Origin of the sequence: Collinsella sp. An268 (assembly GCF_002159765.1) — a bacterium.
Taxonomy (GTDB): Bacteria; Actinomycetota; Coriobacteriia; order Coriobacteriales; family Coriobacteriaceae; genus Coprousia.
In genome coordinates, this window is the sequence record NZ_NFJH01000004.1 from 69,813 (window position 1) to 92,481 (window position 22,669).

20 protein-coding genes are annotated in these 22,669 nt (G+C 59.2%); 4 read left to right on the forward strand and 16 right to left on the reverse strand.

Annotated elements, in window-relative coordinates; all coding sequences use genetic code 11:
- Positions 1-485: 485 nt before the first annotated feature.
- From B5F70_RS04405 to B5F70_RS04430, 6 genes are all read right to left on the reverse strand, one after another.
- Positions 486-1,169 carry a 4Fe-4S binding protein gene (locus tag B5F70_RS04405; protein ID WP_087204357.1) on the reverse strand — a complete coding sequence of 228 codons (684 nt, stop codon included), beginning with the start codon at positions 1,167-1,169 and terminating at the stop codon, positions 486-488.
- Between the two features lie 148 nt (positions 1,170-1,317).
- The gene (locus B5F70_RS04410; RefSeq protein ID WP_239463561.1) at positions 1,318-2,292 is read right to left on the reverse strand and encodes a hypothetical protein; all 975 of its coding nucleotides are present in this window, start codon (positions 2,290-2,292) and stop codon (positions 1,318-1,320) included.
- Complete coding sequence (locus B5F70_RS04415) at positions 2,292-3,026, reverse strand: ATP-binding cassette domain-containing protein (RefSeq protein WP_087204358.1); 735 nt, start codon at positions 3,024-3,026, stop codon at positions 2,292-2,294. The genes B5F70_RS04410 and B5F70_RS04415 overlap by 1 nt, the downstream gene beginning before the upstream one ends.
- Positions 3,010-3,795 (reverse strand): amino acid ABC transporter permease, encoded by a 786-nt coding sequence (locus B5F70_RS04420; RefSeq protein ID WP_087204359.1) that lies wholly within the window; start codon positions 3,793-3,795, stop codon positions 3,010-3,012. Before B5F70_RS04420 ends, B5F70_RS04415 begins: the two co-directional genes overlap by 17 nt.
- Positions 3,795-4,703, reverse strand: a complete 909-nt coding sequence (locus tag B5F70_RS04425) for a transporter substrate-binding domain-containing protein (RefSeq protein WP_087204360.1) — start codon at positions 4,701-4,703, stop codon at positions 3,795-3,797. The genes B5F70_RS04420 and B5F70_RS04425 overlap by 1 nt, the downstream gene beginning before the upstream one ends.
- A gap of 90 nt (positions 4,704-4,793) precedes the next feature.
- On the reverse strand, positions 4,794-5,276 hold the full coding sequence (locus B5F70_RS04430; protein WP_087204361.1) for a MarR family transcriptional regulator: 483 nt from the start codon (positions 5,274-5,276) through the stop codon (positions 4,794-4,796).
- Between the two features lie 290 nt (positions 5,277-5,566).
- Here B5F70_RS04430 and radC point away from each other — a divergent pair, with 290 nt between their 5' ends.
- A complete protein-coding gene (gene radC / locus B5F70_RS04435) occupies positions 5,567-6,211 on the forward strand; it encodes a DNA repair protein RadC (protein WP_204573296.1) in 645 nt (214 codons plus the stop codon).
- 70 nt (positions 6,212-6,281) lie between these two features.
- Here the strand turns inward: radC and B5F70_RS04440 are convergent, their stop codons facing one another.
- The 10 genes from B5F70_RS04440 to B5F70_RS04490 form a co-directional block, all read right to left on the reverse strand.
- A complete protein-coding gene (locus B5F70_RS04440; protein ID WP_087204362.1) occupies positions 6,282-7,208 on the reverse strand; it encodes a site-specific integrase in 927 nt (308 codons plus the stop codon).
- A gap of 160 nt (positions 7,209-7,368) precedes the next feature.
- On the reverse strand, positions 7,369-7,863 hold the full coding sequence (locus tag B5F70_RS04445) for a restriction endonuclease subunit S (RefSeq protein ID WP_206383499.1): 495 nt from the start codon (positions 7,861-7,863) through the stop codon (positions 7,369-7,371).
- A gap of 700 nt (positions 7,864-8,563) precedes the next feature.
- Entirely contained in the window at positions 8,564-9,391 is an 828-nt protein-coding gene (locus B5F70_RS04455; RefSeq protein WP_087204363.1) for a GIY-YIG nuclease family protein, read from the reverse strand.
- Between the two features lie 101 nt (positions 9,392-9,492).
- Positions 9,493-11,079, reverse strand: a complete 1,587-nt coding sequence (locus B5F70_RS04460) for a type I restriction-modification system subunit M (RefSeq protein WP_087204364.1) — start codon at positions 11,077-11,079, stop codon at positions 9,493-9,495.
- A gap of 28 nt (positions 11,080-11,107) precedes the next feature.
- The gene (locus B5F70_RS04465; RefSeq protein WP_087204365.1) at positions 11,108-12,760 is read right to left on the reverse strand and encodes an RNA-binding domain-containing protein; all 1,653 of its coding nucleotides are present in this window, start codon (positions 12,758-12,760) and stop codon (positions 11,108-11,110) included.
- A gap of 11 nt (positions 12,761-12,771) precedes the next feature.
- Positions 12,772-14,013 (reverse strand): restriction endonuclease subunit S, encoded by a 1,242-nt coding sequence (locus B5F70_RS04470; protein WP_087204366.1) that lies wholly within the window; start codon positions 14,011-14,013, stop codon positions 12,772-12,774.
- 8 nt (positions 14,014-14,021) lie between these two features.
- Complete coding sequence (locus tag B5F70_RS04475; RefSeq protein WP_087204367.1) at positions 14,022-17,249, reverse strand: HsdR family type I site-specific deoxyribonuclease; 3,228 nt, start codon at positions 17,247-17,249, stop codon at positions 14,022-14,024.
- A complete protein-coding gene (locus tag B5F70_RS04480; protein ID WP_087204368.1) occupies positions 17,246-17,836 on the reverse strand; it encodes a hypothetical protein in 591 nt (196 codons plus the stop codon). The genes B5F70_RS04475 and B5F70_RS04480 overlap by 4 nt, the downstream gene beginning before the upstream one ends.
- A 272-nt stretch (positions 17,837-18,108) precedes the next feature.
- Positions 18,109-18,576 carry a hypothetical protein gene (locus tag B5F70_RS04485; protein WP_087204369.1) on the reverse strand — a complete coding sequence of 156 codons (468 nt, stop codon included), beginning with the start codon at positions 18,574-18,576 and terminating at the stop codon, positions 18,109-18,111.
- A gap of 50 nt (positions 18,577-18,626) precedes the next feature.
- Positions 18,627-19,001 (reverse strand): hypothetical protein, encoded by a 375-nt coding sequence (locus B5F70_RS04490; RefSeq protein WP_087204370.1) that lies wholly within the window; start codon positions 18,999-19,001, stop codon positions 18,627-18,629.
- Between the two features lie 302 nt (positions 19,002-19,303).
- Between B5F70_RS04490 and B5F70_RS04495 the strand changes: the two genes are divergently transcribed.
- The 3 genes from B5F70_RS04495 to B5F70_RS04510 all read left to right on the forward strand — a co-directional run bounded on the left by B5F70_RS04495 (position 19,304) and on the right by B5F70_RS04510 (position 22,410).
- Positions 19,304-19,585 carry a hypothetical protein gene (locus tag B5F70_RS04495; RefSeq protein WP_087204371.1) on the forward strand — a complete coding sequence of 94 codons (282 nt, stop codon included), beginning with the start codon at positions 19,304-19,306 and terminating at the stop codon, positions 19,583-19,585.
- Positions 19,586-19,985: 400 nt separating this feature from the next.
- Positions 19,986-21,383, forward strand: coding sequence for an aminopeptidase (locus B5F70_RS04505; RefSeq protein ID WP_087204373.1), 1,398 nt, complete (start codon positions 19,986-19,988; stop codon positions 21,381-21,383).
- A 151-nt stretch (positions 21,384-21,534) separates the two neighbouring features.
- The gene (locus B5F70_RS04510; RefSeq protein ID WP_275052097.1) at positions 21,535-22,410 is read left to right on the forward strand and encodes a YaaA family protein; all 876 of its coding nucleotides are present in this window, start codon (positions 21,535-21,537) and stop codon (positions 22,408-22,410) included.
- Positions 22,411-22,669 lie beyond the last annotated feature (259 nt).

Genomic DNA, 22,669 nt, shown 5'->3' on the forward strand with positions numbered 1-22,669 from the left:
TACCTCAACGTAAGGCAGGCAATAATGATAATACCGTTATCAATATTGGTTATGCCTCCGTTGAGGGAGTGACAGTCCAATCACCGATATAAAGGCTACCGCACCGGTCAACAACTCCAGAGTTGCGCACGGGGCAGACCCGGTGAACGGCCATGATCGCTCGGCAAGCGGTCTGTAGCACATGAGGCATGGCCTTTCGTGCGAAGAATTCCGTGAGCAGCGCAGCTGGGTCCTTCCCCGGTTTCACACCTTGCTGATATTGTCGGAGATTGAGATTGACCCCATCCCTCCAGCTCTCCTTGTGCAATAACCGACGAGCTCTCCATCGTACCATCCGTCGACGGGACAGCGAATCCCGACTCCAAGGAACCCGCGTTTAGGCCACCTTTCCGTCCCTGTAGGGGGCCTTAACGCGAGTTCCTTCGCGAGGCATGGCTGCGGGGCGGAGCCGCGGCGCCGACTCGGGCCATCCGCTGCCTGTGCGCTCAGCAGCCCTTGGAGATGACGGCGCCCGCCGGGCACGCGTGATAGCAGTTGCCGCACTCGTCGCAGCGCTCCCCGTGGATCTCATACGCCGCACCGCCTGCGGTGGGGAAAATCGCCTTATGGGTGCACGCCTCCGTGCAGGCGCCGCAGGCGATGCAGAAATCCGGGTCGATGGTGAGGCCGGGCTCCTCGAACGCGTCTCCCCCAAAGGCGAAGCGCTCGCGCAGGATCTTGTGGTCGCGGTGCACCATGTTGAAGTCGTAGTCGTAGTATTCCCCGTGGAAGCGCTCGAGCACGAAGACGACCGTCTCCGGGTACTTGTTGATGTCGTAGACCGCAACGTTGAAGAGCGGGTTCGCTTCCGCCTTGGCGTCGACCTCGGCCTGCGCGAGCTCGCGGACCGTACCCGACACGCGCACCATGTAGCCGGGCTGGAAATGCGGCAGGTTGTCTTCGTCCCAAGTGCAGTGCTCGGCGGTCTTCTCCGCTGAGGCGGTGAGCGCACCCAGCTTGAGCTGGCGGTAGAACGGCTTGACGCGCATGGTACGCAGGTAGAGGCCCTCGTCGTCGTAGGCGAAGAAGTGCGCGATACGCGAGTCGACCCCGCCCGCGCCGTCGAGCGTGGCGAAGCTGCAGCAACCCACCTCGTTGAACAGCTCGTATACCTCCTGCATGGTCTTCATGGCCCTCTCCTCTCTCTTGCCCCGGCAGGCGATGGCGTCGGGGCACCTTGCAACCAGATCCAGCACGCACCGCGAGGGGCGCCGCACGCACGTCCATTCCGTTGCGAGGGGCGCCGCACGCGCGGCGTCCCCGTCCTGCGTACGTCCATCATCCAAACAGTGCGCGGTACCGCCCGGCGATGTAGGCGGCGTGCTCCGCCATGAGGTCGTAACCCAGCAGCTCCTCGCAGTCCGCCGACACGTTGGAGACCGCGTTGGCGTCGATGAAGACGGCGGCCTCGGCAGTCTCGATGACATCGAAGCTGCCGACCTCGAAACCGAGGAGCGCCGCCGCGCGCTCAGCCGCCGCCACGACCGGCTCCGGGCAGTCGTCATAGGGCTCGTACGTGGAGCCGAAGTGATAGGACGAAAGACCGTTGGCGGCGATGCTCCGGCGATGCACGTGGGCAGCCCTTCCGCTCACGATCTCGATGCGGGTGAGATAGCCGGCTCGCGCCCGCTCGAACGACTCGACGATGAACGCGGTCTCCGCCGGCGCCTCGGCGAGAAACGCCCGTGCCTCGTCCGCGCTGTGGAGCACGGCCGTGCGCGCCGAGCGCCCGCCGCAATCGGGCTTGATGAGGCAGGGGTACGCAAGCGCCGCCGGGTCGATGGCGCCGGGCTCGTCGCACGCGTACACCTTAGGCACCGCGATGCCCGCCTGCCCGAGCGCCTCGGTGGCGGCGCGCTTGCTGATCTCGAAGGCGTGGGCGCGACCGGGGTTGATGAGCGCGATGCCGCGCTCCCCCGCCCGGGCGACCACCTCTGCCATGCGTGCGTGCGATGCGGCGTGCCCGCGCGCGAGGGCGCTGGCGAACACGCGGCTCACGAGCAGCCGGCACGAGAGCGCCGCCCGGACGGCATCCGGCCGTTCCATATCGATGAGGCGTACCGGGAGGTCGCGCGCCGCAAGCTCTTGGGCGAGCTTGAAATCGGACCACTCGCTCGACTCATAGAGCACGCCCACCCAGGGGGCGTCCGCCGCCGGCCCGTCGGCAACATAGGCGACCCGCGTTGCCGCAAGCTCCCGCCCCGTCGCAACATCCCGCATCGCGCCCGCGCCTGTCTGCACCGTCCGCTCCATCACACGCTCCATTCCAGTAGCTTGCCCAAGAAGCGCTTGAGCTCGGGCGTCTTGGGCGCGGCGAAGACCTCGGCAGCCGGCCCGTACTCCATGAGGGCGCCCCCGCAAAGAAACGCCACCTTGTCGCACGCGTGGCGCGCAAAGCCCATCTCGTGCGTGACGGTGATGAAGCGCGTCCCCTCGCGCTTGAGGTCGGCAAGCAGGTCCAGCACCTCGGTGGTGTACTCGGGGTCGAGCGCGCTCGTGGGCTCGTCGAGCAAAAGCATCCGCGGGCGCGGCGCCACGGCGCGGGCGATGGCGACGCGCTGGCGTTGGCCGCCCGAGAGCTGAGCCGGGCGCTTGTCGCCCTCGCCGGCAAGGCCGAAGCGGTCGAGCAGCTCGTCGGCGCGCGCGGCGGCATCGACCTCTCCCATGCCGTGCACGGCGCGCAGCGGCAGCGCGATGTTCTCGCGCGCAGAGAGGTGATGGAAGAGCCCGCCGTCCTGAAAGACAAAGCCGAGGCTCGCCCGGTACCGCTCGAGACCGGGCTCGTCTGCGGGCAGCAGCTCGCCGTCCAAGGCGACCCGCCCCGCGCTCGGTGCGAGAAGGCCACCCAGGATGCGCAGCAGCGTCGACTTGCCGCCGCCCGAGGGGCCGATGATGGCGAGCGTGGTGACCTCGTCGTCAAAATCGATGCCCTCGAGCACCGCGCGGTCGCCGAAGCGCTGCGCGAGTCCCTCAATCTGCATGCGCATAGTCGAGCCTCCTCTCAAAGTAGCGGCTCACAAACATGAGGGGCAGCGTGAGCGCCAGGTACGCCCCCGCAAGGAAGAGATACGTCCCAAACAGGTTGAACGTGGCCGAGCTGATCTCCTGCATGGTCTGGGTGAGCTCGATCACGGCGATGACCGAGAGCAGCGACGAATCCTTTATCATGCTCGCGAGCTGCCCGGTGAGCGCCGGCAGCGTGCGGCTCACGAGCTGCGGCACCACCACGTAGCGCAGGGTCTGCCGCCGCGTAAAGCCCACGGCGCGCGCCGCCTCGAGCTGGCTGGCGTCGAGCGAAGTGAGGCTGCCGCGCACGATCTCCGCAATGTAGGCGCCCGAGAAAATCGACAGGATGATGATGCCCGCCACCAGGCGGTTCTCCACACCCCACGCCGTACCGACGATGTAGAAGAAGAGGTAGATCTGCGCGAGGAGCGGCGTGCCGCGCATGAGCTTGACGTAGACGTCGCAGAGGTAGCGCACGGGCAGGATGCGGCTCCCCTGCCCCACCGCGACGGGCAAGCCGATAGCGAGGCTCGCTACCAGGCTCCCCACCGCGATCTGCACCGTGAGCAGCAGACCGTCGAGGATGCGCACGTGGTACTGCGCCACAAAGCCAAAGTCGAGCGCGACGCCCACCTGAAGCAGCGAAAGCCAGAAGAAGCCGATCACGAGCGCGCAGACGATGAGGTAGCTCGCCGCCGCCTTGACGGGACCCGGCCGCTCACCGGGGCGCACGGTAAAGGGGTTGCGCATTACGCATCCGCCTCGGCAGTGCCCTCGGCATCCGCGTCGTCGAAGTCGAAGAACCAGCGGAAGCCGAGCTCGTCAAAGGCGGCCTTCTCGTCTGCCAGATACTGCTCGGTCAGACGGTCGAACTCGCCGTTCTCCTTGCTCTCGGCGATAAAGGCGTTCAGCTCCTCGCGCAGCTCGTCGTTGCCCGAGGCCACGGCGATGCCCCACGCCTCCGGATCCTGGAAGGGGATGAAGACGGCGCGCGTGGTATCGGGGTTGGCGAGGTTGTTGCGGTAGATGGTGAGCTGGTCGTAGAGGAAGCCGTCCGCGCGGCCCTGGGCGACCTCGGTCACGCAGGCGCTCTCGTCGGCGAGGCGCAGGATCTGCGCGTTGGCGAGGTTCTTGGTCGCGTAGACGTCGCCCGTAGAGCCGGTCTTGACGGCGACGGTCTTGTCCGCCTGGTTGAGGTCCTCGGCCTGCCCGACGCCCGAGTCCGCGCCGGCGAGGATCGCGAGCTGCGCCATGGCATAGGGGTCGGTGAAGTCGACCTCCTCCTCGCGCTCGGGTGTGATGGTGATCGAGCTCATCACGCAATCGGCCTTGCCGGTCTGAAGCGACGGGATGAGGCCGTCGAAGCTGATGTTGTCGATATGGAGGTCGTACCCGTACGCGTCGGCGAAGTCCTGCATGAACGTGACGGAGACGCCCGAGGGGTTGCCCGCGTCGTCTTTGGTCTCGAAGGGCGGGTAGGCGAGCTCCATGGCGACGCGGAGCGTGCGCGCGCCGCCGTCGGATGCCGAGCCCGCCGCCGCGGACAAGCCGCCCGCCGCGCCCTGGCCGCCCGAGCAGCCCGTGAGGGCCGCCGCCATGGTTGCCGCGCCTGCGATAAGCCCGCGGCGGGTGATGGAGGTTTGAAGCCGGTTGGTCATGATGAGCGTCCTTTCAGGTTGGGGTTATGCGGAAAAGTGATGCAGAAAAGCGCTTGGGTCGGCATCAGCGCCCGATGCGGCGCCAACGGCTCACGCGGCGTCGACGTCGCGGTCAGGCGCGGCGCCTTGAACGGGCGCGCCGCGCTCTATCGCCGCGTGCAGGTTGCGCCGCATCGCAGCGAGCACGCGCGCCGCCGTCGCCAGATCGGCCTCGACGATCCCATCCGCCCACGTTGCGCGGAGCAACGCGGAGATCTCGCCGAAGTCGCGCTCGAGGGCGCGACCCCGGTCGGTGAGCGAGACCACCGTGGCACGGCCGTCGGTCTCGTCGCGCGCGGTCTCGGCAAAGCCGAGCTTAACGAGCTTGCGTACCAGCGCCGTGACCGTAGAGGGGTCGCGGTCGATACGCCGCGAGAGCTCGGACATGCGCACCCGGTCCTCAGAGCAGAGCTGCGCCAAGATGTCGCCATGTGAGGGCGCGAGGCCCGCGTAGCCGCGCCGTGCGAGCTCGCCGGTAAGAAACTGGTTGACGAGCGCGCGCGTGCGCGAAATCTCCGAGGCAAAGTCCTGCATGATTGAGCACCTCCCCTATCGGATCGTGTGACATAGCTTCAGTATAGCATATTTAGTTTGATATCCAAATATCTTTTTGGTCATTGCCGGCATGGTCGCCAGCGGAGCTAATGCAGCCTTGGTGCAACCCGTTTGTCCAGCAGGCCAAATCGACTCAATCCTCCAATCCTGCATAGGCAAAATCGCTCCAACCAATTCGCTTCATATCAACAATGCGCCCGCATATTGACGGATAATGAATCCTATTCGCTGCGATGCTGCGCGCAGCCGTCGAGAATTGGGGTGCCGACGTGAACGAGCTCATGCCACGTGAAAAACTGGAACGGTTTGGCGCCGAGCGTCTTTCAGATGTTGAGCTGCTGCGCATCATCATAGGTAGCGGAAACAAGCAGTCTTCTGCAGAACAGATTGCTAGGCGACTACTCAAGCTCCTGAGAACGCATGGCGACGCAGTCACCTACCAAGAGGTGCGCGATATCCCGGGGATGGGCCCGGCAAAGACCTGCGAGGTCATCGCTCTTTTCGAACTTGGCCGACGCTACCTCATTCCCCCCGATAGGCCCATTATTGCCAGCGCAGAAGATGCATTTGCCCAACTTGGATATCTCCGAGACAAGAAGCAGGAATGCATCGCCGTGATTACGCTGGACGGCGCGAGTCGTCTAATCGACAACACCATCATCTTCCAGGGAACACTTGACCAGAGCCTCGTTCATCCCAGGGAGATATTCGCAAAAGCAATCGAAGACCGCGCCGCATCCATCATCCTCGCGCACAACCACCCCAGCGGCAACCTCGAGGCATCGGCAGACGACAAGCGCATCACGCACAGCCTCATGGAGGCCGGGGAACTGCTTGGCATCAAGGTCCTGGACCATCTTATCGTGACAAAGCACGGTTATTGCAACATAGGCAGTGAACAACCGACGCTATAAACAAACATTGGTCCAACCACGCAGCCGCCGTCCTTCAACACCCCTGTCAGTGCGGACCGGCAATCACATGCTACATAAGGCCAGACAGCGATCTCATTACAAGATCAACGTCCTTGTTCTCGAGCTCTTGGATGATATGAAGATAGGTCTTCTGCGTTGTGTTCATGCTGGAATGGCCCAAACGTCGAGCAACGCTTGCGATCGACACACCCGCAAACAACAAAAGCGAGGCATGCGTGTGCCTCAGCCCGTGCACAGAGATTACTGGCACCCCGGCCTCTACGCAGTGCCGTGCCAGCAAGCTGTTTACCGTTGAGTTGTACACCCTACCGTGCACAAAAATTGGCTGATCTTTGGGAAGCCCCTTCACCAACTCAGAGAACTGCACGATAAGCTGCCAGTCTATCGCCACCTTTCTCACAGAAGACCGATTCTTTGTTGGAAGAAAGCCTGTCCCCTCTTTGTAATCCCACGTCTTATCAACCGAGAGCACCTGGTGTGCGAAATCGAAATCCTTGGGCGTCACTGCGAGAGCCTCAGAAAACCGCAATCCCGTCTTAGCGATAAGCAGAATCATCCAGTCCCATGTAATCCGAGGTGTTAAATCAAGAGTGCTGAGAAGCTTGTGCAACTCGAACTGATTGAGATACTGCTTCTTTTTCTCACGAGGAGCCTTGCCCTTCACGATTGCTTTTCTTGTCGGGTCGCGATCCATCAGCCCCTCATCGACCGCATCGAGAATAGCTCCCTTCAGCTGGTGGTGAAAATCCATAACCGTTTGCCGCTCATGGGTTTCCGCATAAGCGTTCAAGAGTTGTTGATAGGCCATCCTGTCGAAATCCCGCATCGCTAAACCAGGTATCAGCTTCTCCAGCCAGCCGTGTGTGAGCAAGTACTTTTTGAGGGTGACCTTGCGCACTCCTCCTTCTTTGTAGACGCTGATCCACTGGCGATAGTAGTCGCAAAACGCATCGGTACGTCGGCTTATACCCGTCATATGCAAAGCCTCCTTCTAGTCGAGCCGACCCGCACTGACAAAGGAAAAACGATAAGAGGGCGAGCGAACTGCAATTGATATAGAGGTAGCTCCTCGGAAACCAATGATCAGTCGCAACCCACATATTGATTGAAGCCTATTGTGTCCGTCGGCCGGAATTTCATGTTTCCAACTTACGCTGGTGAAGGGTGATGAGGTCGTCCATAGACGAGAACAGCGCAGCAATCTTGCTCTGTTCATCGATCGGAGGCACGCTCATGATTGCTCCGGATATAGCTGCCCGTGATATAGAGATAACCTTAATCCCCTGCATGAGAGGCACGAGCTGTCTTCGAAAAGCGGGCGCATTCAAATAGTGGCCGAGGTACCCCGGGGCATAATCGCGCAGAGGTCTAAACGGAATCGTGTGTAGGCCGGAATAGACCACAGATCCTCCGACTCCGCGCAGCTCAGAGCATTTACCGGCAGTTAAGTCCTCCGCTGTGTCAGCAACGACCACGTCACCGTCTCTAAGCTCATCGCACCTCAGCTTGGCGACGACTTCATCGTCGGCAACGCGCGGGAGATTCTCCCAGCCAAGATTCAAAACGGCTCCGAACTTAACAAGCAAATCACCATAATGAACGTCGTAGGCTGCGCCATCGGAATCGCTCAACTCAGCCCGCGAAAGAGTATTGTTTCGCAGAAAGGTGAACTCGTCCCCCAGCTTACGCTGTTCCCAAGCATGTGACTATGACTGGTGTGCCTCCCCTGCATGCAAACACAATGGGGGCAGCGTACGTTTGGAAAACGCGGCCGCGAATGCTTGGGAACAGCGTAAGCTTGGGGAGCTTGCTTGCGAATTCCGAAGCGGGGAGTTTATCCCGGCGAATGACATATCAGAAAGCGGGCCTTACCCCGTTTATGGCGGGAATGGCTTGAGAGGATATGCGGAACGCTACAATCATGAAGGTTTCTACGTGCTCATTGGTCGTCAAGGAGCGCAATGTGGAAATATAAACATCGCAGATGGGAAGGCCTACTTCACGGAGCATGCCGTTGCGGTTCAGGCCAACGACACCAATGACACAGGCTTTCTTGCCTACCTTTTGAGCGAGTTGAATCTTGGACAGTTTTCTGGGCAGTCCGCACAGCCCGGATTGGCTGTTGGGGTATTAAAAGAGGTCAAAGCATTCGTGCCAGTCAAGGGAGAGCAGCACCTCATCGGCACCTTCTTCCGCGACCTGGACGACCTCATCGCACTTCACCAGCGTAAGCCAATTCAGCAAAAGTCGTCCCTGTTTTGCCCGACACTCGCCGTGGTTGTGGACCATGACGCACAGGAACATCCAAAACGAGAGGAATACTTCTATTCTCTACTCATGAGTTCGATATGCATCGAGCGGTTGCCCGCATTCGTCGAACCATTCAACCCATCCGTTAACGCTTCCGCCGAGCACGAAAACGGCGGCAGTCGAAGGACTCGAGAAGATGACATCTCTGGGAAGCGATCTCTTGCCTGTCGCGGTGCCGAATAGTTGATTCCGCATATTCTGAGCGATCCGGCTCTTAATAATAGGTTTGTCGAGATCGACCTCTGAACCGGCTAAAACGGTAAATCGACCGTCTTCAGGGTTCCACGAACCGTTGCCGTGCACCCCGTTCCTCTTCGTGTGAAAGACAGCAGGTGCAGAAATGGTCACGCCATCAGTACGATCAAGGTCATAGCCAAGAGCCCTCATGCGAAACAATATCTTCGTATGCAATTCCTCGACACGCTGTTCTTTGTAGGGGCTTAGGCGGGGGCTGGGAACCTGCTTGTTGTCGGTTTCGTACGACCCGTGCTTCTGCACATATTCAATCGCCTGCGCCTCAAGAGCATCTAGCACGTCGCGGTCAATGTTCCAATCTTCATCAAGAAACATCACCGCCTTGTTCCAAAAGTCTTTCTTTGTCTTGTGGCTATCCAAACGCGAAATCCCTTGAATGGTCTGGCCTGCATACACGCGACTCAAAACACCATGATCCTCATCGAGAAGATAGTAGATACCGCGTCTTGGCATCTGCGGAAGCCGACTCGCCTGAGAAAGAAGGCCTCTCGGCACCACGACCGTCACCAGCGACTCGCCCTCAATACGGCAGATTCGAATGCCGTCCGGCTCACAGTCGATAAACTGAATGGTCATCGTGGTAAGGTTAATCATCTCGTTGCCTTTCGCGCTACAACGAAACCATTGTACAACTGCGCGGGGATGCCGAGGGAGGCGTCCCCGCGCTCATAAAGCAGCTGAAAACCAACGCGTCGCTACTCCACACCCAGATTGCGCAGCGTATTGGCAATCTTCGCCTCCAACTCGGCAATCTCTCGTTCATCCTGCTCGAGGAGACGCCGCACCTCGGCGAGGTCAATCTCCTCCTCCTGCTCAAAGGTGTCCACGTAGCGAGGAATGTTGAGGTTGTAGTCGTTCTCGCGAATCTCGTCGAGCGTTGCAACATGTGCGTACTTCTCGACATCCTCGCGTTTCTGATACGTCTCGACAATCTTGTTGATGTGCCCCTCGGTCAAGCGGTTCTGGTTCTTGGCCTTCTCGAACTCGCGCGACGCATCGATGAACAGGATATCCTTGGTGGTCCGGTTCTTCTTGAACACCAAAATCGTGGTGGGAATGCCGGTACCGTAGAAAATGTTGGCCGGCAGGCCAATCACCGCGTCGAGGTAGTTCTTGTCGATGATGGTCTTGCGGATAACGCCCTCCGCCGCGCCGCGGAACAAAACGCCGTGCGGCAGAACGATGGCCATGGTCCCCTCAGGTCCCAGATGGTAGATGCTATGCAGGACAAAAGCGTAGTCCGCCTTGGTCCGAGGAGCCAGCTTGCCGTACTCTTTGAAACGCGGGTCCTTGAGCTTGGTCTCGCTGTTATCCCAGTGCGCGGAGTAAGGTGGATTTGCTACCACCGCATCAAAGGAACAGTTGGGCTGATCGATGCCCTTGGCATCCGGGCCGTCCGGCCAGTCGCTCTCCAGAGTGTCCGCGTTCGAGAGATACATGTTGTTGAACGACACACCGTGCATCATGAGGTTCATGCGCGCCAAGTTGTAGGTGGTGGTGTTCAGCTCCTGCCCGTAGTACTTGATGGGCTGTCCCTCCGGCAGATTCTGCCCGACGGTTAACAGCAGCGATCCCGAGCCCATCGTGGGGTCGTACACGGTGAAGAACGCGTCCGTCTCCTTGCGCCCTAAGGTGACGATTCTAGAGATTATCTCGCTCACCTCGTGCGGCGTGTAGAACTCGCCGCCCTTTTTGCCCGCAGAAGCCGCGAACTGCCCAATGAGGTACTCGTAGATCGCACCGAGAATATCTTTGCCGTCGTCGCTCTTGTACTCGATGCTGTCAACGAGCTTTACGATGCGGTTGAGCGACTTGGCGCGCTCGTTGGTCGTGGAGCCCAGGCGCGAATCTCCCAGGTTCACGTCATTGAACACACCCTTGAAGTTCCGCGCGCCCTCTTTGTTGAGTGCCGCATTGTTGTTAAAGTTGTCGAACATGGTCTGGTAGTCGCTGGGAACGATCATACTCTCCTCAATCTTGTGCACCAGCGATGCCCACGTGTCGAGAGGAGCGATAGCATACCCAAGACTTGACGAGATGTCCTGCAGGTATTCGGGCAAATCGTCTCCCAGCGCCTGCTCGAGGTAGAGCTGGTTGATCGACTTGCCCTCCTCAAAATCCAGCGCTTTGCTGGTAATAAGGTACTGCTCCTGATGCTCGGACAGGTAGCGATAGAACATAAAGGCCAGAATGTAGTTCTTGTACTCAGCAGCGTCCATGTTGCCACGCAACTCGTTTGCCATCGCCCACAGTTTGGACTGGATGGATTGAAGATCGTTCATGAGGGGTTCCTTTCAATCGATATTCCGGTTAACCGCGAACTTCCCAATGGCCGTTTCGTTTCGCCCCTACGCGCACAAGTCGACCTTGGGACTTCAAACTCGAAACGAGGCGCTCCATGCTTCTCTTGCTCGTACCAAGCGCTGCCGCCATCTGAGATACCGTGAAATTGGGGTTCTTCTGTACGATTTGAAGAACTACCTCCTCTGCTACGGCAGGCCTCTCTTCCGCCTCAACATCAGAGCCATTGCGTGTTATACCGCCAGCATTGTTGGTTATTCCGCCAATTAAACCGCCATCAGCATCGTTTATTCCGCCATTACTGTCATTTAATCCGCCATTATTGTCGGTTATACCGACATCTATCCCGCCATTACCGCTATCGCTTACGACTTCTACGTCACTGCTTACGACATCGTCGCCGCCAAACAGCACATTGTCATCATCGACAAGCTTGGACCCATCGACCTCCACACAAAGCATCAGCTTCGTGCGGTCGGGTTCTAGATACTCGACCAGCTCCGGTTCCGCAACACCTGCATATGCCGCCGCGTCACGAAACACATCGAAACCGCTCCCCGCCTTGTCGCCCCTACCGATAAGATTAAACATGGTCATAAGCGTCTTATTGCGTGGATCGGAGACGCCGCCACCTTCTACCACCTCAACAGGAATGCGCAGGCAGCCGGGGTTGGAGAACTCCACCGCCGAGCGCCGCCGAATAACAACTACGCCGGTTCGCCCACAGTAATCGGCATGCACGAGCGCATTGGTAAGCCCCTCGCGCACGGCCTTGTGCTGGGGTGTATCATCAATGCGTGCCATGTCCGGCCCAAGCTTGAATGGTCGGGGCAACCCATCGCTGAGCATGCGGTAGGCCTTGCCCCAGAAGTCATAGACGTTACCGCTCCAGTCCCCAGAGTCGGACGTGATGCGATCGTCCCATCGGCGTTCGCCGCTGATAAGCCGACAGTCCAAGAAGTAATTAGGGAACGCATCCACGATTCGCCACGCTTCGCCGAACATTATCAAGCCAGCCTTTGTCGGATGGAGCTCGCCATCACGATCTGAGCGCCCGATGGCGCCCAAACGCAAGAGAAACTCTTCGTCGACCAAGTCAATCCACGGATGATTACGTCGATTTGCAGAAAACTCATTCCTATACCTGCGCACAGAATCCGCATTCAATGCGTCGACATCAATTTCATCAAGGACGTCGCGGTCGAGCGCGCCATCGTAGCTGTCGCGGACCATGGCGCGGACGACCTCCATGGTGCAATGGTAGTCACCCTCGCCGTTGCGCCGGTACGCCCCCGCACTCATGTTGTTGTTGATGTACACGGGTCGTTGCGTACGGTCGGCGCGGGGCACCTTAACCGCAACGATTTCAGCACCATCCACCTGCTGAATGATGATGTCCGAATCGAGCAACAGATTAGCGCTCACCTTTTGCTGGTTGTTGAGACCGTTCCACAGGTCTTGGACAAGCGCGGCAGCATCTGCCACGCCGGTCACCTTGGGCCCCTCGGACGTCTCATCAACGCCGAGGACGATCAAGCCGCCGTTCGTGTTGGCAAAGGCAGAATACGTTTCCCAGAGGCTTCGGGGCAAGCCGCCTCGGGCACTCTTGAACTCAAGGCGATTGTTCTCACGCCATACGCTAAGTTGATCAATGAAAGACACGGTGCCTCACCTCATACGAACATCTGCTGGAGCAGGGCCTTCTTCTGCAACTTCAGGTGATCGAGCTTACGCTGGTGAAGGGCGATGAGGTCGTCAAAGGCAAGGATTGCTGACGCTATGGCACTCTGTTCCTCCCTCGATGGGAAGGCGAAATCTACCTCAGCAATATCGGTTCCATGGAGGTGAACGACAGATTTGCCCTGCGCCCTCTTGGACAGCTCCCGATGCGTGCGTCCGTACGTGATACCGAGAGCGAGGAAATCTTGATCGACTCGACGATCCGGCCTGACGATATTCAAATCGCCGCCTAGAATAATGCCTGCTGAGCGAACTGACGAAGCAACTGCGATGTCCTCTGCAGTCTCCCCGGACGCGGGGACGATGACCTCGTTACCGACAGAAAACATAGAACCATACCCCTCCGTCGCGAAGGTGTCGACCTCTTTGATCCTTGTCTCGTATTGCGTGTAGAGACGTCCGTAGAGGATTATCGGGGTCCCCGACTCACGCAAGTCGTCCTTCGAATAGCCTCTGCCCTTCGAAAAGGAGCAAATTTCTCCGAGCTTACGCTGTTCCCAAGGGTCAGTGAAACCGGGGAAGCGGACCTCAGGTACGTTGGCTCCGTTTTTCGGAAACATCTTTTGTAGCAATCCACGCTTCTGCAACTTGAGGTGATCCAACTTACGCTGGTGAAGTGCGATGAGGTCGTCGAGCTCGCGGAAGAAGGCACCGATGAGGCGCTGTTCCGCCTTCGATTGGGGTATGGCGATTGATGTTTGGAAGAAGTCCGCAGGCGATACATTGAGCAATCCGTGGTTCCTCGCTCCCTCGGTTGCGATGGCACTGACGCCCCGATGCCAATACTCAGTTTCGTAATACACGCAGAGCCAGTCAGCATCGACACCGAAAGGCTCGAAGCAGATATACAGGGTCGATACGCAGCCCTTATCATATGCCGTCAGTCTTTTGACCGCGCCCCAAGGACTATCCGACGAGGTGCTCTTGTTATAGGCAAACTCCCCTCTGCGTAGAAGGTAATACCCACTAAGATCCTTACTCGCAACCTGCCTGTTGAAGAATGACCTCTGGTCAACAAGACCGTACTGGGCGGAGATGGTCAACGGAAGGTCGGACTCAAGCCCGCTGTTCTTCCGCGTCACTCTCCTAGCAACCTCCCCCAGCTTACGCTGTTCCCAAGGGTCAGTGAAACCGGGGAATCTCAGCTTGGGTACGTTTGGTTTTGATTCACTCATGATATCCCCTAGCTCTCTGCCAACTCATCAGCCATATCATAAAGTGCTTCGCGCAGAGCGTTACGATACTTGATGCGCGAGAGCGCTTGCACCGCCTCGTCAGTTGCCATCGTCTTATACTCACCCGATGCTTCTGCCACAATCTTTGTAATGGCACCCGTATCATCAAGGTCCTGTTGCCCATAGCGATGACGGCTAAACAGTTCGCGCAGTTCGACGCTCTTTACGACTTCGGTGATGCCCCACTTCAGCCTGAACTCCAACAGAGCTCGATCGAGACTCGCATTGCTCGCTGCCCAGATGACGCGCTCGCCATCGTTTTGCGTATCCAGCTTGACGGGATAGGTCACCCCGGATCCCGCTGGCGGATAGTCGCCCCTCACAATGGCGCCCACGGCACGCATAATCTTTCCAGCATAGCCACGGTCGGCGAGGCCGTTGGCAAACTGCTCGATCTTGGCGCGAGCCTCCTCAACCCGCCTCGTCTTCTGCTCGTGCACCGCGTTAAGCAGTTCTTCAATGAGCTCCGTCAGGTAGTCGTAGTCCACCTTGACTTCCTTGACGTGCGTCATGCGGAGCTCAATCTGATAGACCGGGACATGCTGCACGGCGGCCAGGTGCTCCTTGAGCTCGTTTGCTAACGTGGTGGTGAGCATAACCTCCTGCTCTGGCTCCATACCAAGGGCGCGCAACAAACCGTCGGGACTGTCGTAATCAAAGCCGGCCATCTTGCCACCGGTCTCCTCGGGCTTGAACTGCTTGAGCTTTGCCATTCCGGCATTGTACTCACGAAGCAGATCGAGCATGAACTCCTTCTGCTTCTCCGACGGGGGAAGCTGCGTAAACTCGTCAGTGAGGTCAGCCAGCTTGGAAACTTTCTGCTTCACCTGCTGGAACACCTCTTCAAACGCGGGAGCGGTGATGCCATCAAGCACGTTCTGTCTGCCACGCTGCTCGTCGGTAAGATTGGCCGAATCCCGGTTAGCGTAGATAGCGAGTGCCTGGTTCATGAGCTTCTCGTTGTGCGTCGGCCAGCGGTAGTTGACGATGCGTCCCCAAGGTTTTTCCTGCATGTCGGCGATGCGGTTCGTGCGCGAGTACGCCTGAATCAGATTGGCGCCCTTGAGCGTACGGTCCACGTAGAGCGTGTTGAGCTCAGGCGCATCGAAGCCAGTGAGAAGCTGGTCCACCACAATGACGAGGTCGAGGAACGCTCCGTCATCAGCCGTCTTGTTGAGACGCGCCATGACATCCTGCGTATAACCGGAAACATCGTCCATACCCCACGCTGTACCGAACTCCTGGTTGTACGCCATGATGGCGTCGTAGAGCCCCGTGTTGGTCTCAAGCATGGAATCGTTGTTAGTCGTGTTGTGACTGAAGGTCACCGCCACCTTGAGCGTTGGTTTACCCTCGGCACGACGCTCGGCATTCACGCGTTGGAACTCGCGGAAGTACATCATCGCCATGGGCGTGGATGCCTTGCCGCCGCCCACGTGCGTGGTGAGCAGTGCATTGTACTTCCCATCGGCAGAGCGGTTACGCCAGTTGTCAAAGATGTCGCGCACCACCTCGTGCACATGATCCTCGTTCATATCGTAGACGCTCGGCTCGATCAGATCGTCCATATCCTCGGATGTGAGATGGGCAATTTTGCGCTCGATCTGCTGTTCCGACCAAGTGGGATGCTGACTGCGGTAGAACTGCGGGAGATAGTCCTCCTTCAGCGCCTGTTCGGAAATGGTGGTCTCGAAATCCACCTTGAAACCTAGAACATTCCGATCAGCAATTGCCTCACGAATGGTATAAGCGTGCAGCAGAGGGCCAAAGATGTCTTCGGTGCGCAGACCCGATGTGGTGTCATCGAACATGGGCGTACCGGTATAGCCCAACCACGCTGCGTGCTTGAAGGCTTTCTGAATATTCTCGAACGCCTCGCCACCCGTCGAGCGATGCGCCTCATCCACGATGAACACGATGTTTTTCTCGGGCGGTTTGAACGAAGCGCGTTTGATGAGTCGTTCAAGCTTTTGCACCGAAGTTACGATGATGTCGCTGCCCTTGGCCTTGAGCTTACGGCTGAGGTCAGAGGTGTTCTCGGTGTTGCGGACAGCGCCGAGCTCGTCGCCTGCGGCGTCGGGGTCATATGCTTGATAGTTCTCGAGCGTCTGTCTGGTGAGCGCGATACGGTCTACCAGAAACACCACCTTATCCACACGGGGCAAGCGACTGACGAGCCATGCGGTCTTGAAGCTGGTGATGGTCTTACCCGATCCGGTGGTGTGCCAGATGTATCCCAGCTTATTAAGGCCCAAATCAAAGTCCGCATGCTTCACAGCATTGGTGGCCGCTTGGGTGGCATAGACCTGATACGGACGCATGACCTTCAGGCACTGCTTGTTCTTGGTGCCGTCCAAAATCATGTAGTTCGTCGCCATCTGGTGCGCCATGGGAATGGAGAGCATCGAGTCGGCGAACTCCCTCCAATTGTGCACGACGGCGTTATCGCTCTTGCGCTGCCAGCGAAAAGCGAAGTCTTTGTTGAACTTCTCGCTGGTGGTATTGGCCATGTATTTGGCATCATGGGGCGTCATACCGATAAGAATTTGCAGCGTTGAGAAGATGTCGCGATACTGCCCTTCGTCGATGTACTGGTGCATCTGGTTTAGGGCCTCGTCCACATCGTGCGCATCGCGCTTTTCCTCAATCTGGATGATGGGAAGGCCATTAATGAGGAGCGTGGTGTCGAAGCGGCGGTTCTGCTTGCCAGGAATCTTTGCAGGGCGCTCAATCTGATTCACCACTTGATAGATGGTGTCCCCTGCGCCGATCTGCTTTTGATCGAAGACGGTGAGAAACACATGGCGCCCATCATCGAGGTCAATCTCGATCTGCGACACACCATTGAGACCGTAGAGGAACTGGCCGGCCTGATAAGGCGTTTGAAGGTCAGAGATGGCCTTCTTTACTTGGGCAAACTCTCCGGCGCTCAAAGGATGGTCAAGCGTGCTCTGGTTGTGGCGCTCCAAAATCTGCTTGAAGTTGTCCCAAAGCTGTTCGGTAGTCTTAATGGACGGTTCGTACGTCCACAGCTTGGTTTTTACCACGTAATCCACTGGCTCTTCACGCACGACTCCCCACACGGTGGAAGCAGGCTGTGTAACGGAGCCGCTGCACATGTATTGGATCAGATCGGATTCAAATTGCAACTCGCTGTTGTCGGTTGTGAAAATCATGACCGGTCCGCCTCTCTCATAATCCCAAGCATCATGGTGGTTTCTCGTTCTGCCGCACGCTTCTTGAGCGCGTTGAGCCTCAGCACGCTGAGATATAGCTCACCGATACGCCCCTGCCTCTCACACGGAGCAAGTGCGGGCAACTCAAGGGTCTTTAGTTGTTTGAGCGTGAACTTCATGGTTACAGACCCCTGCTGCCCCAAACGCAGCTGGCGTCTAATCTCTCGACTCTCGTTGATCAGGTAAACAAGGTAGCGACGATCGATTGTCTCCGGAGGTATAAGCTTCACGTAGTTTTGCGTCAGTAAGTAGCCGCCGTGCTCGGGCAGCACGAGGGCAGCTGTGCCGGAGAGAAGGCTGAACACCACATCACCCGCTGCCGCCGTAACTACAGAATCGGCCGTTTTGATGCGTCGCCTCTTCTCGTCCAATGTGTCCCGATCGCCCTCATCAACCAGTCCGCTAAGATCCTCTTCAAGGTCAGACTGGGAATACAGAACGTAGGCCGGGGCAGCCGCGAGCCCGCTTTCTGTTATGCGGAACTGCGGCGTGCCGCTGACAAAGCCGATTGCATCTTGTAGGAGCATCAGAATCTGTGCCTCCCAAAAATTACGATATTGCAACTTAATTGGTAGGATACTCAGATTTATCGACAAGTCAATATTATTTTGTGCCTTTGCGTGATTACTTTTTCGAGCGAGCTATTCAACCTTGAATGAACTGCAATATGGAGAGATAAGGAGAGAATGCCGCGGTCCGCCTTGGCAGGCCGCGGCATACTCGCTTCCCAGACACAACAGTGCTGAACAAACAGCGACTCGCTGGCACTCCAGAGAACGCGCTCGGATTATGCCGCGGGCTACTCGTCGTCTTTGAACAGCACCTTGTAGAGCGCCGCCGCGTCGTACACATCGCGCGCCGAGAGGCCGAGCAGGATCATCGGCAGGATGACCAACATGAACACGAAGGTGGCGATGTCGACAACAAACGCCCTGACCGCCGGTGCTATCACGTTGAGGATAAACATCACCACCAAGTAGCCGACCGCCGTGAGTACCGCGGCCAGCACCAACACCCCCAGTTGCACACCCAGCGCCCGCATCGCCTCGGATCCAAACTTGATTCGGTTGCCAACCAGCCACACCAGCGCATGGATACCTATCAAGATGGCCATGACGTAGATGCTCTGCATCTGGTACGAGCGGACGACCTCAGAATACGGGTCGAGTTTGCTCACCTCTTCGTAAAGCACGGCTGCAAGCACCAGCATCCAGCCCACGCAGAACACGTAGAACTTGTTGCGCACAAACTCGCCGTTCTCAAACATCCTACGTCTGCGCCCGCGCCTACGTCCGCGCCTCCGTACCCTTGTTGCCATCACAACCCCCTCATCATGTGGGACGCGGGTATCTGGTACGCCGCCGCCTGGAGCGCCCCCTCCGCCACACGCCCGTCCCAAAGAGCGTAGTAGCTCTGCGAGGAGACCTGGTCCTCGATGGGCACCAAGTGCTTGCGGAGGGCGGAGCGAGAGACGCTGCCGCCCAGCGGAAGATGCCCACGGGCAGCCTCCATGAGCTCGGCGCGGTACGCATCGGGCAGGCGCCCGGGCAGACCGCGGCGGTCCTCGGCGCGCACGGCTTGCGCGCGCCTTGTGGGGGAAACGTCCTCCAAGGCCCGCTTCAGGCTCCGCTCGCTTGCCCAGGAGTCATACGTGCGAACGGTATATAAGCTCGGCGCCTCGATGCAGCCCACGGGCAGCCCTCCCCTCGTCGAACTACTCCATCATTCTAAGCGGCACGCCCTTGGATCATGAGCGCCGTTTTCCGCGAGCCAGCCGTTCGTCCCCAAACGCTAACCCCTCACCAGCTCGAGCAAGCTCTCGTAGCTGTCGACAGCGTCATAACGCACATCCGCCTCACTCATGCTGTTGAAAAGCTTGCGGGCGCTCAATCGATATTCCACCCGCGCGAGGAGAGCACATAACTGGGCGACTGGTCCCCTTAGCACCTCATGGACACACCCTTCATGGGTAAAATGGATGATACGGAAGCCAAATGCTGGAGGTAACAGTGCTACGCCCGTATGCCCAATTCCCCGATGAAACGGTCATCGCATACAGCGATATACGCGAAGACCAAACGGTAGAAATTGCCATCGAGCGGCCCCGCGACTGGGGCTTTGATAGTGCCCGCTGCCTGATGCCCGCATATCGTTGGTTTGATATCGACGGCTTCTCCGATAAGGACCTCGCAGGCTTCGAATTGTTTTTGCGCAACAATGCCCCGCTGATCTTTGAATTTGCGAACGACCCAAATAGTGGATGGAGAGCCGCCTGATGCCCACCATCCTTACGCTTGGACGCTACGTCCTATTCTTCTGGCTTTGCGAATCAGATGAGCCGTCCATATCCACGTCGCCATTCGTAGGCCGACGGAACATGCCACAAAATTCTGGCTGACGGCAGATGGTGGCTGCATCCTAGCGAGCAACGGAAGCAACCTTCCTGTGAGAGAACTTCGGAAACTGGCGACCTTTATCGCGTACAACCACGGACTCATCTGCGAGGCGTGGGCGAACGCCTTCGGAGCCGAGACGCCGCGCTTCTACCGCTGACAAGACGTTGCCCATACGGGCATCTATGCTGGCCACCTCAAACCAGCACACGTATGCTGCCGCGTCCCTGCCGTCGTGCTACCATGGCGTCTGCACCTATCCGCAACAAGAAAGGATCCATCTATGGAGCGTCCCTGCGCCTGGAAGTCCTACAACGACACCGAGCTCGCTCAGCTCGAGGAGCTCTGCGGCAACTACCGCACCTTCATCTCCGAGAACAAGACCGAGCGCGAGTGCGTGCGCACCAGCGTCGCCATGGCCCGCGAGGCAGGCTACATCTCGCTCGACGAGGCGGCGGCACTCGGCCGCGCCCTCACCGCCGGCGACAAGATCTACGCCGTGAGCCACAACAAGACCCTCATGCTCGTGAACCTCGGCACCAAGCCGCTCGAGGAGGGCGTGAACATCCTCGGCGCGCACATCGACAGCCCGCGCCTCGACCTCAAGCAGAACCCGCTCTACGAGGCCGGCGACATGGCCTATCTGGACACCCATTACTACGGCGGCGTGAAGGCCTACCACTGGGTCGCCACCCCGCTCGCCATCCACGGCGTGGTGTGCAAGAAGGACGGCACGACCGTGGACGTCTGCGTGGGAGAGAACGCCGACGACCCCGTGTTCTGCGTGTCCGACCTGCTCATCCACCTTGCGAGCGACCAGATGAAGAAACCCGCGGGCGAGGCGGTCGACCATGAGAACCTCGACGTGATCGTGGGCGGGCGCCCCGTCGTGATCGACGAGGCCAAGGACGGCGAGTCCAAGGAGCCCGTCAAGCAGCTGCTGCTCGATATCCTCGCCGAGAAGTACGCCATCGCCGAGGAGGACTTCCTCTCGGCCGAGATCGAGATCGTGCCTGCCGGCGCCGCACGCGAGATGGGCTTCGACCGCTCGATGATCCTGGGTTACGGGCAGGACGACCGCGTGTGCGCCTATACCTCGCTCGCCGCGCAGCTCGCGGTGCCCGAGGTCGAGCGCACCTCCGTCACGCTGCTCGTGGACAAGGAGGAGATCGGCTCGGTGGGCGCCTCCGGCATGACGAGCCGCTTCTTTGAGAACACCATGGCCGAGGTGCTGGAGCTCGCGGGTGAGGGCGGGAGCCTGGCGCTGCGCCGCTGCCTCGCCAGCTCACGCATGCTGAGCTCGGACGTCTCTGCCGGCTTCGACCAGCTCTACGCCGACCGCTTCGAGAAGAAGAACGCCGCCTTCATGGGTCACGGCCTGTGCTTCAACAAGTACACCGGCGCGCGCGGCAAGAGCGGCTCCAACGACGCCGATGCCGAGTACATGGCGCTCGTGCGCGACATCATGGACGAGGCAGGCGTCGCCTTCCAGACCTGCGAGCTCGGGCGCATCGGTGCGGGCGGCGGCGGCACCATCGCCTACATCCTCGCCGAGTACGGCATGGACGTCATCGACGCCGGCGTGGCGGTGCTCTCGATGCATTCGCTGTGGGAGGTCTCCAACAAGGCCGACGTCTACGAGGCCTACAAGGGCTACCAGGCCTTCATCAAGCGCGCGTAGCGAACGCAACCTCTTTGAATCTGGGCCCATCGGCACAAACGGACGATCCGCCGCGCGCTGCTCGCTCCGCTACGCCGGTGGGCCCTGTCTTTTTAACCGGACCACATGCATTCGGCTACGATACAAGGTAGTCGCCCCGGAGGCGCAACCGTTGGAGGTCACCGTGCTCGAGGTCATCATCTCCCCCGCGAAGCAGATGCGCATCGCGCGCGATGCGTTCTCCCCTAAAGGGATTCCCCCGTATCCCACCGAGACGGAGCGGCTGTGGCGTGCACTGTGCGCCATCGAGCGCAAGACGGGGGCAGCCGGCCTCAAGGCGCTCTGGAACGTGAACGACAAGCTTCTCGCCGAGAACATCGAGCGGCTGCACGCCTTTATCCCCGTAGCGGACGAGCGCGCGCTCGACGAGCCCGCCGTCGCCGCAGTCGCCTCTGCTGCCGTCTTCTCCTACGTGGGCATTCAATACCGCAGCATGGCGCCTGAGGTTATGGACCTCGGCGCGCTCGACTGGATTCAGGACCACCTGTGGATACTCTCCGCGCTCTACGGCTGCGTGCGGCCCTTCGATGCCGTAGAACCCTATCGGCTCGAGATGGGGGCCAAGCTCGCCGTCGACGGCGCGCGCGACCTCTACGGGTTCTGGAGCGATAAGCTTGCGCGAGCGATCGCGCCGTCGGACGCGGGATCTGACGGACAGCCGTCGGCCTCCGATGCGGGCTGCACTGTCGTAAACCTCGCCAGCGCGGAATACGCCCGCGCCGTGCTACCCCACCTGCGCGCGACCGACCGTGTCGTAACCTGCATCTTTGGCGAGGATCTCCGTGCCGGCAAACCGGTCCAGCGCGCAACGGCAAGCAAAATCGCACGCGGGTCGATGGTACGTTGGATGGCTGAGCACCACATCGAGGATGCCCGCGAGCTCAAGGGTTTCGATATAGGCTATCGCTTCGACCCCGAGCTCTCCGCCACGGCCGCCGCACCGCGCACGCCCGCCTCCAGCGAGGTCCTCGTGTTTATGCGTGCGTAATGGACCGGAATGCGAACGCGCGACGAGGGGTTTGCGAGCGCAACCGTACCCATGAGGAGGGGGTTAGTAATTCTAGTGCCTACTTTACGCAGGTCCCGCCAAGTAGCAACGCGCCGTCATCGTCATCGTCCAAGCCGTCTACCTCGGCAAATGCGAAGTGTGGAAAAACCGGCTACTTTGAGAGATGCCGCTAAAGTAGGCACTAGAATGAATAACCCCCTCTTTTGAGAGGGAAGCCAGCCCAGTTTGTTACCGTTGG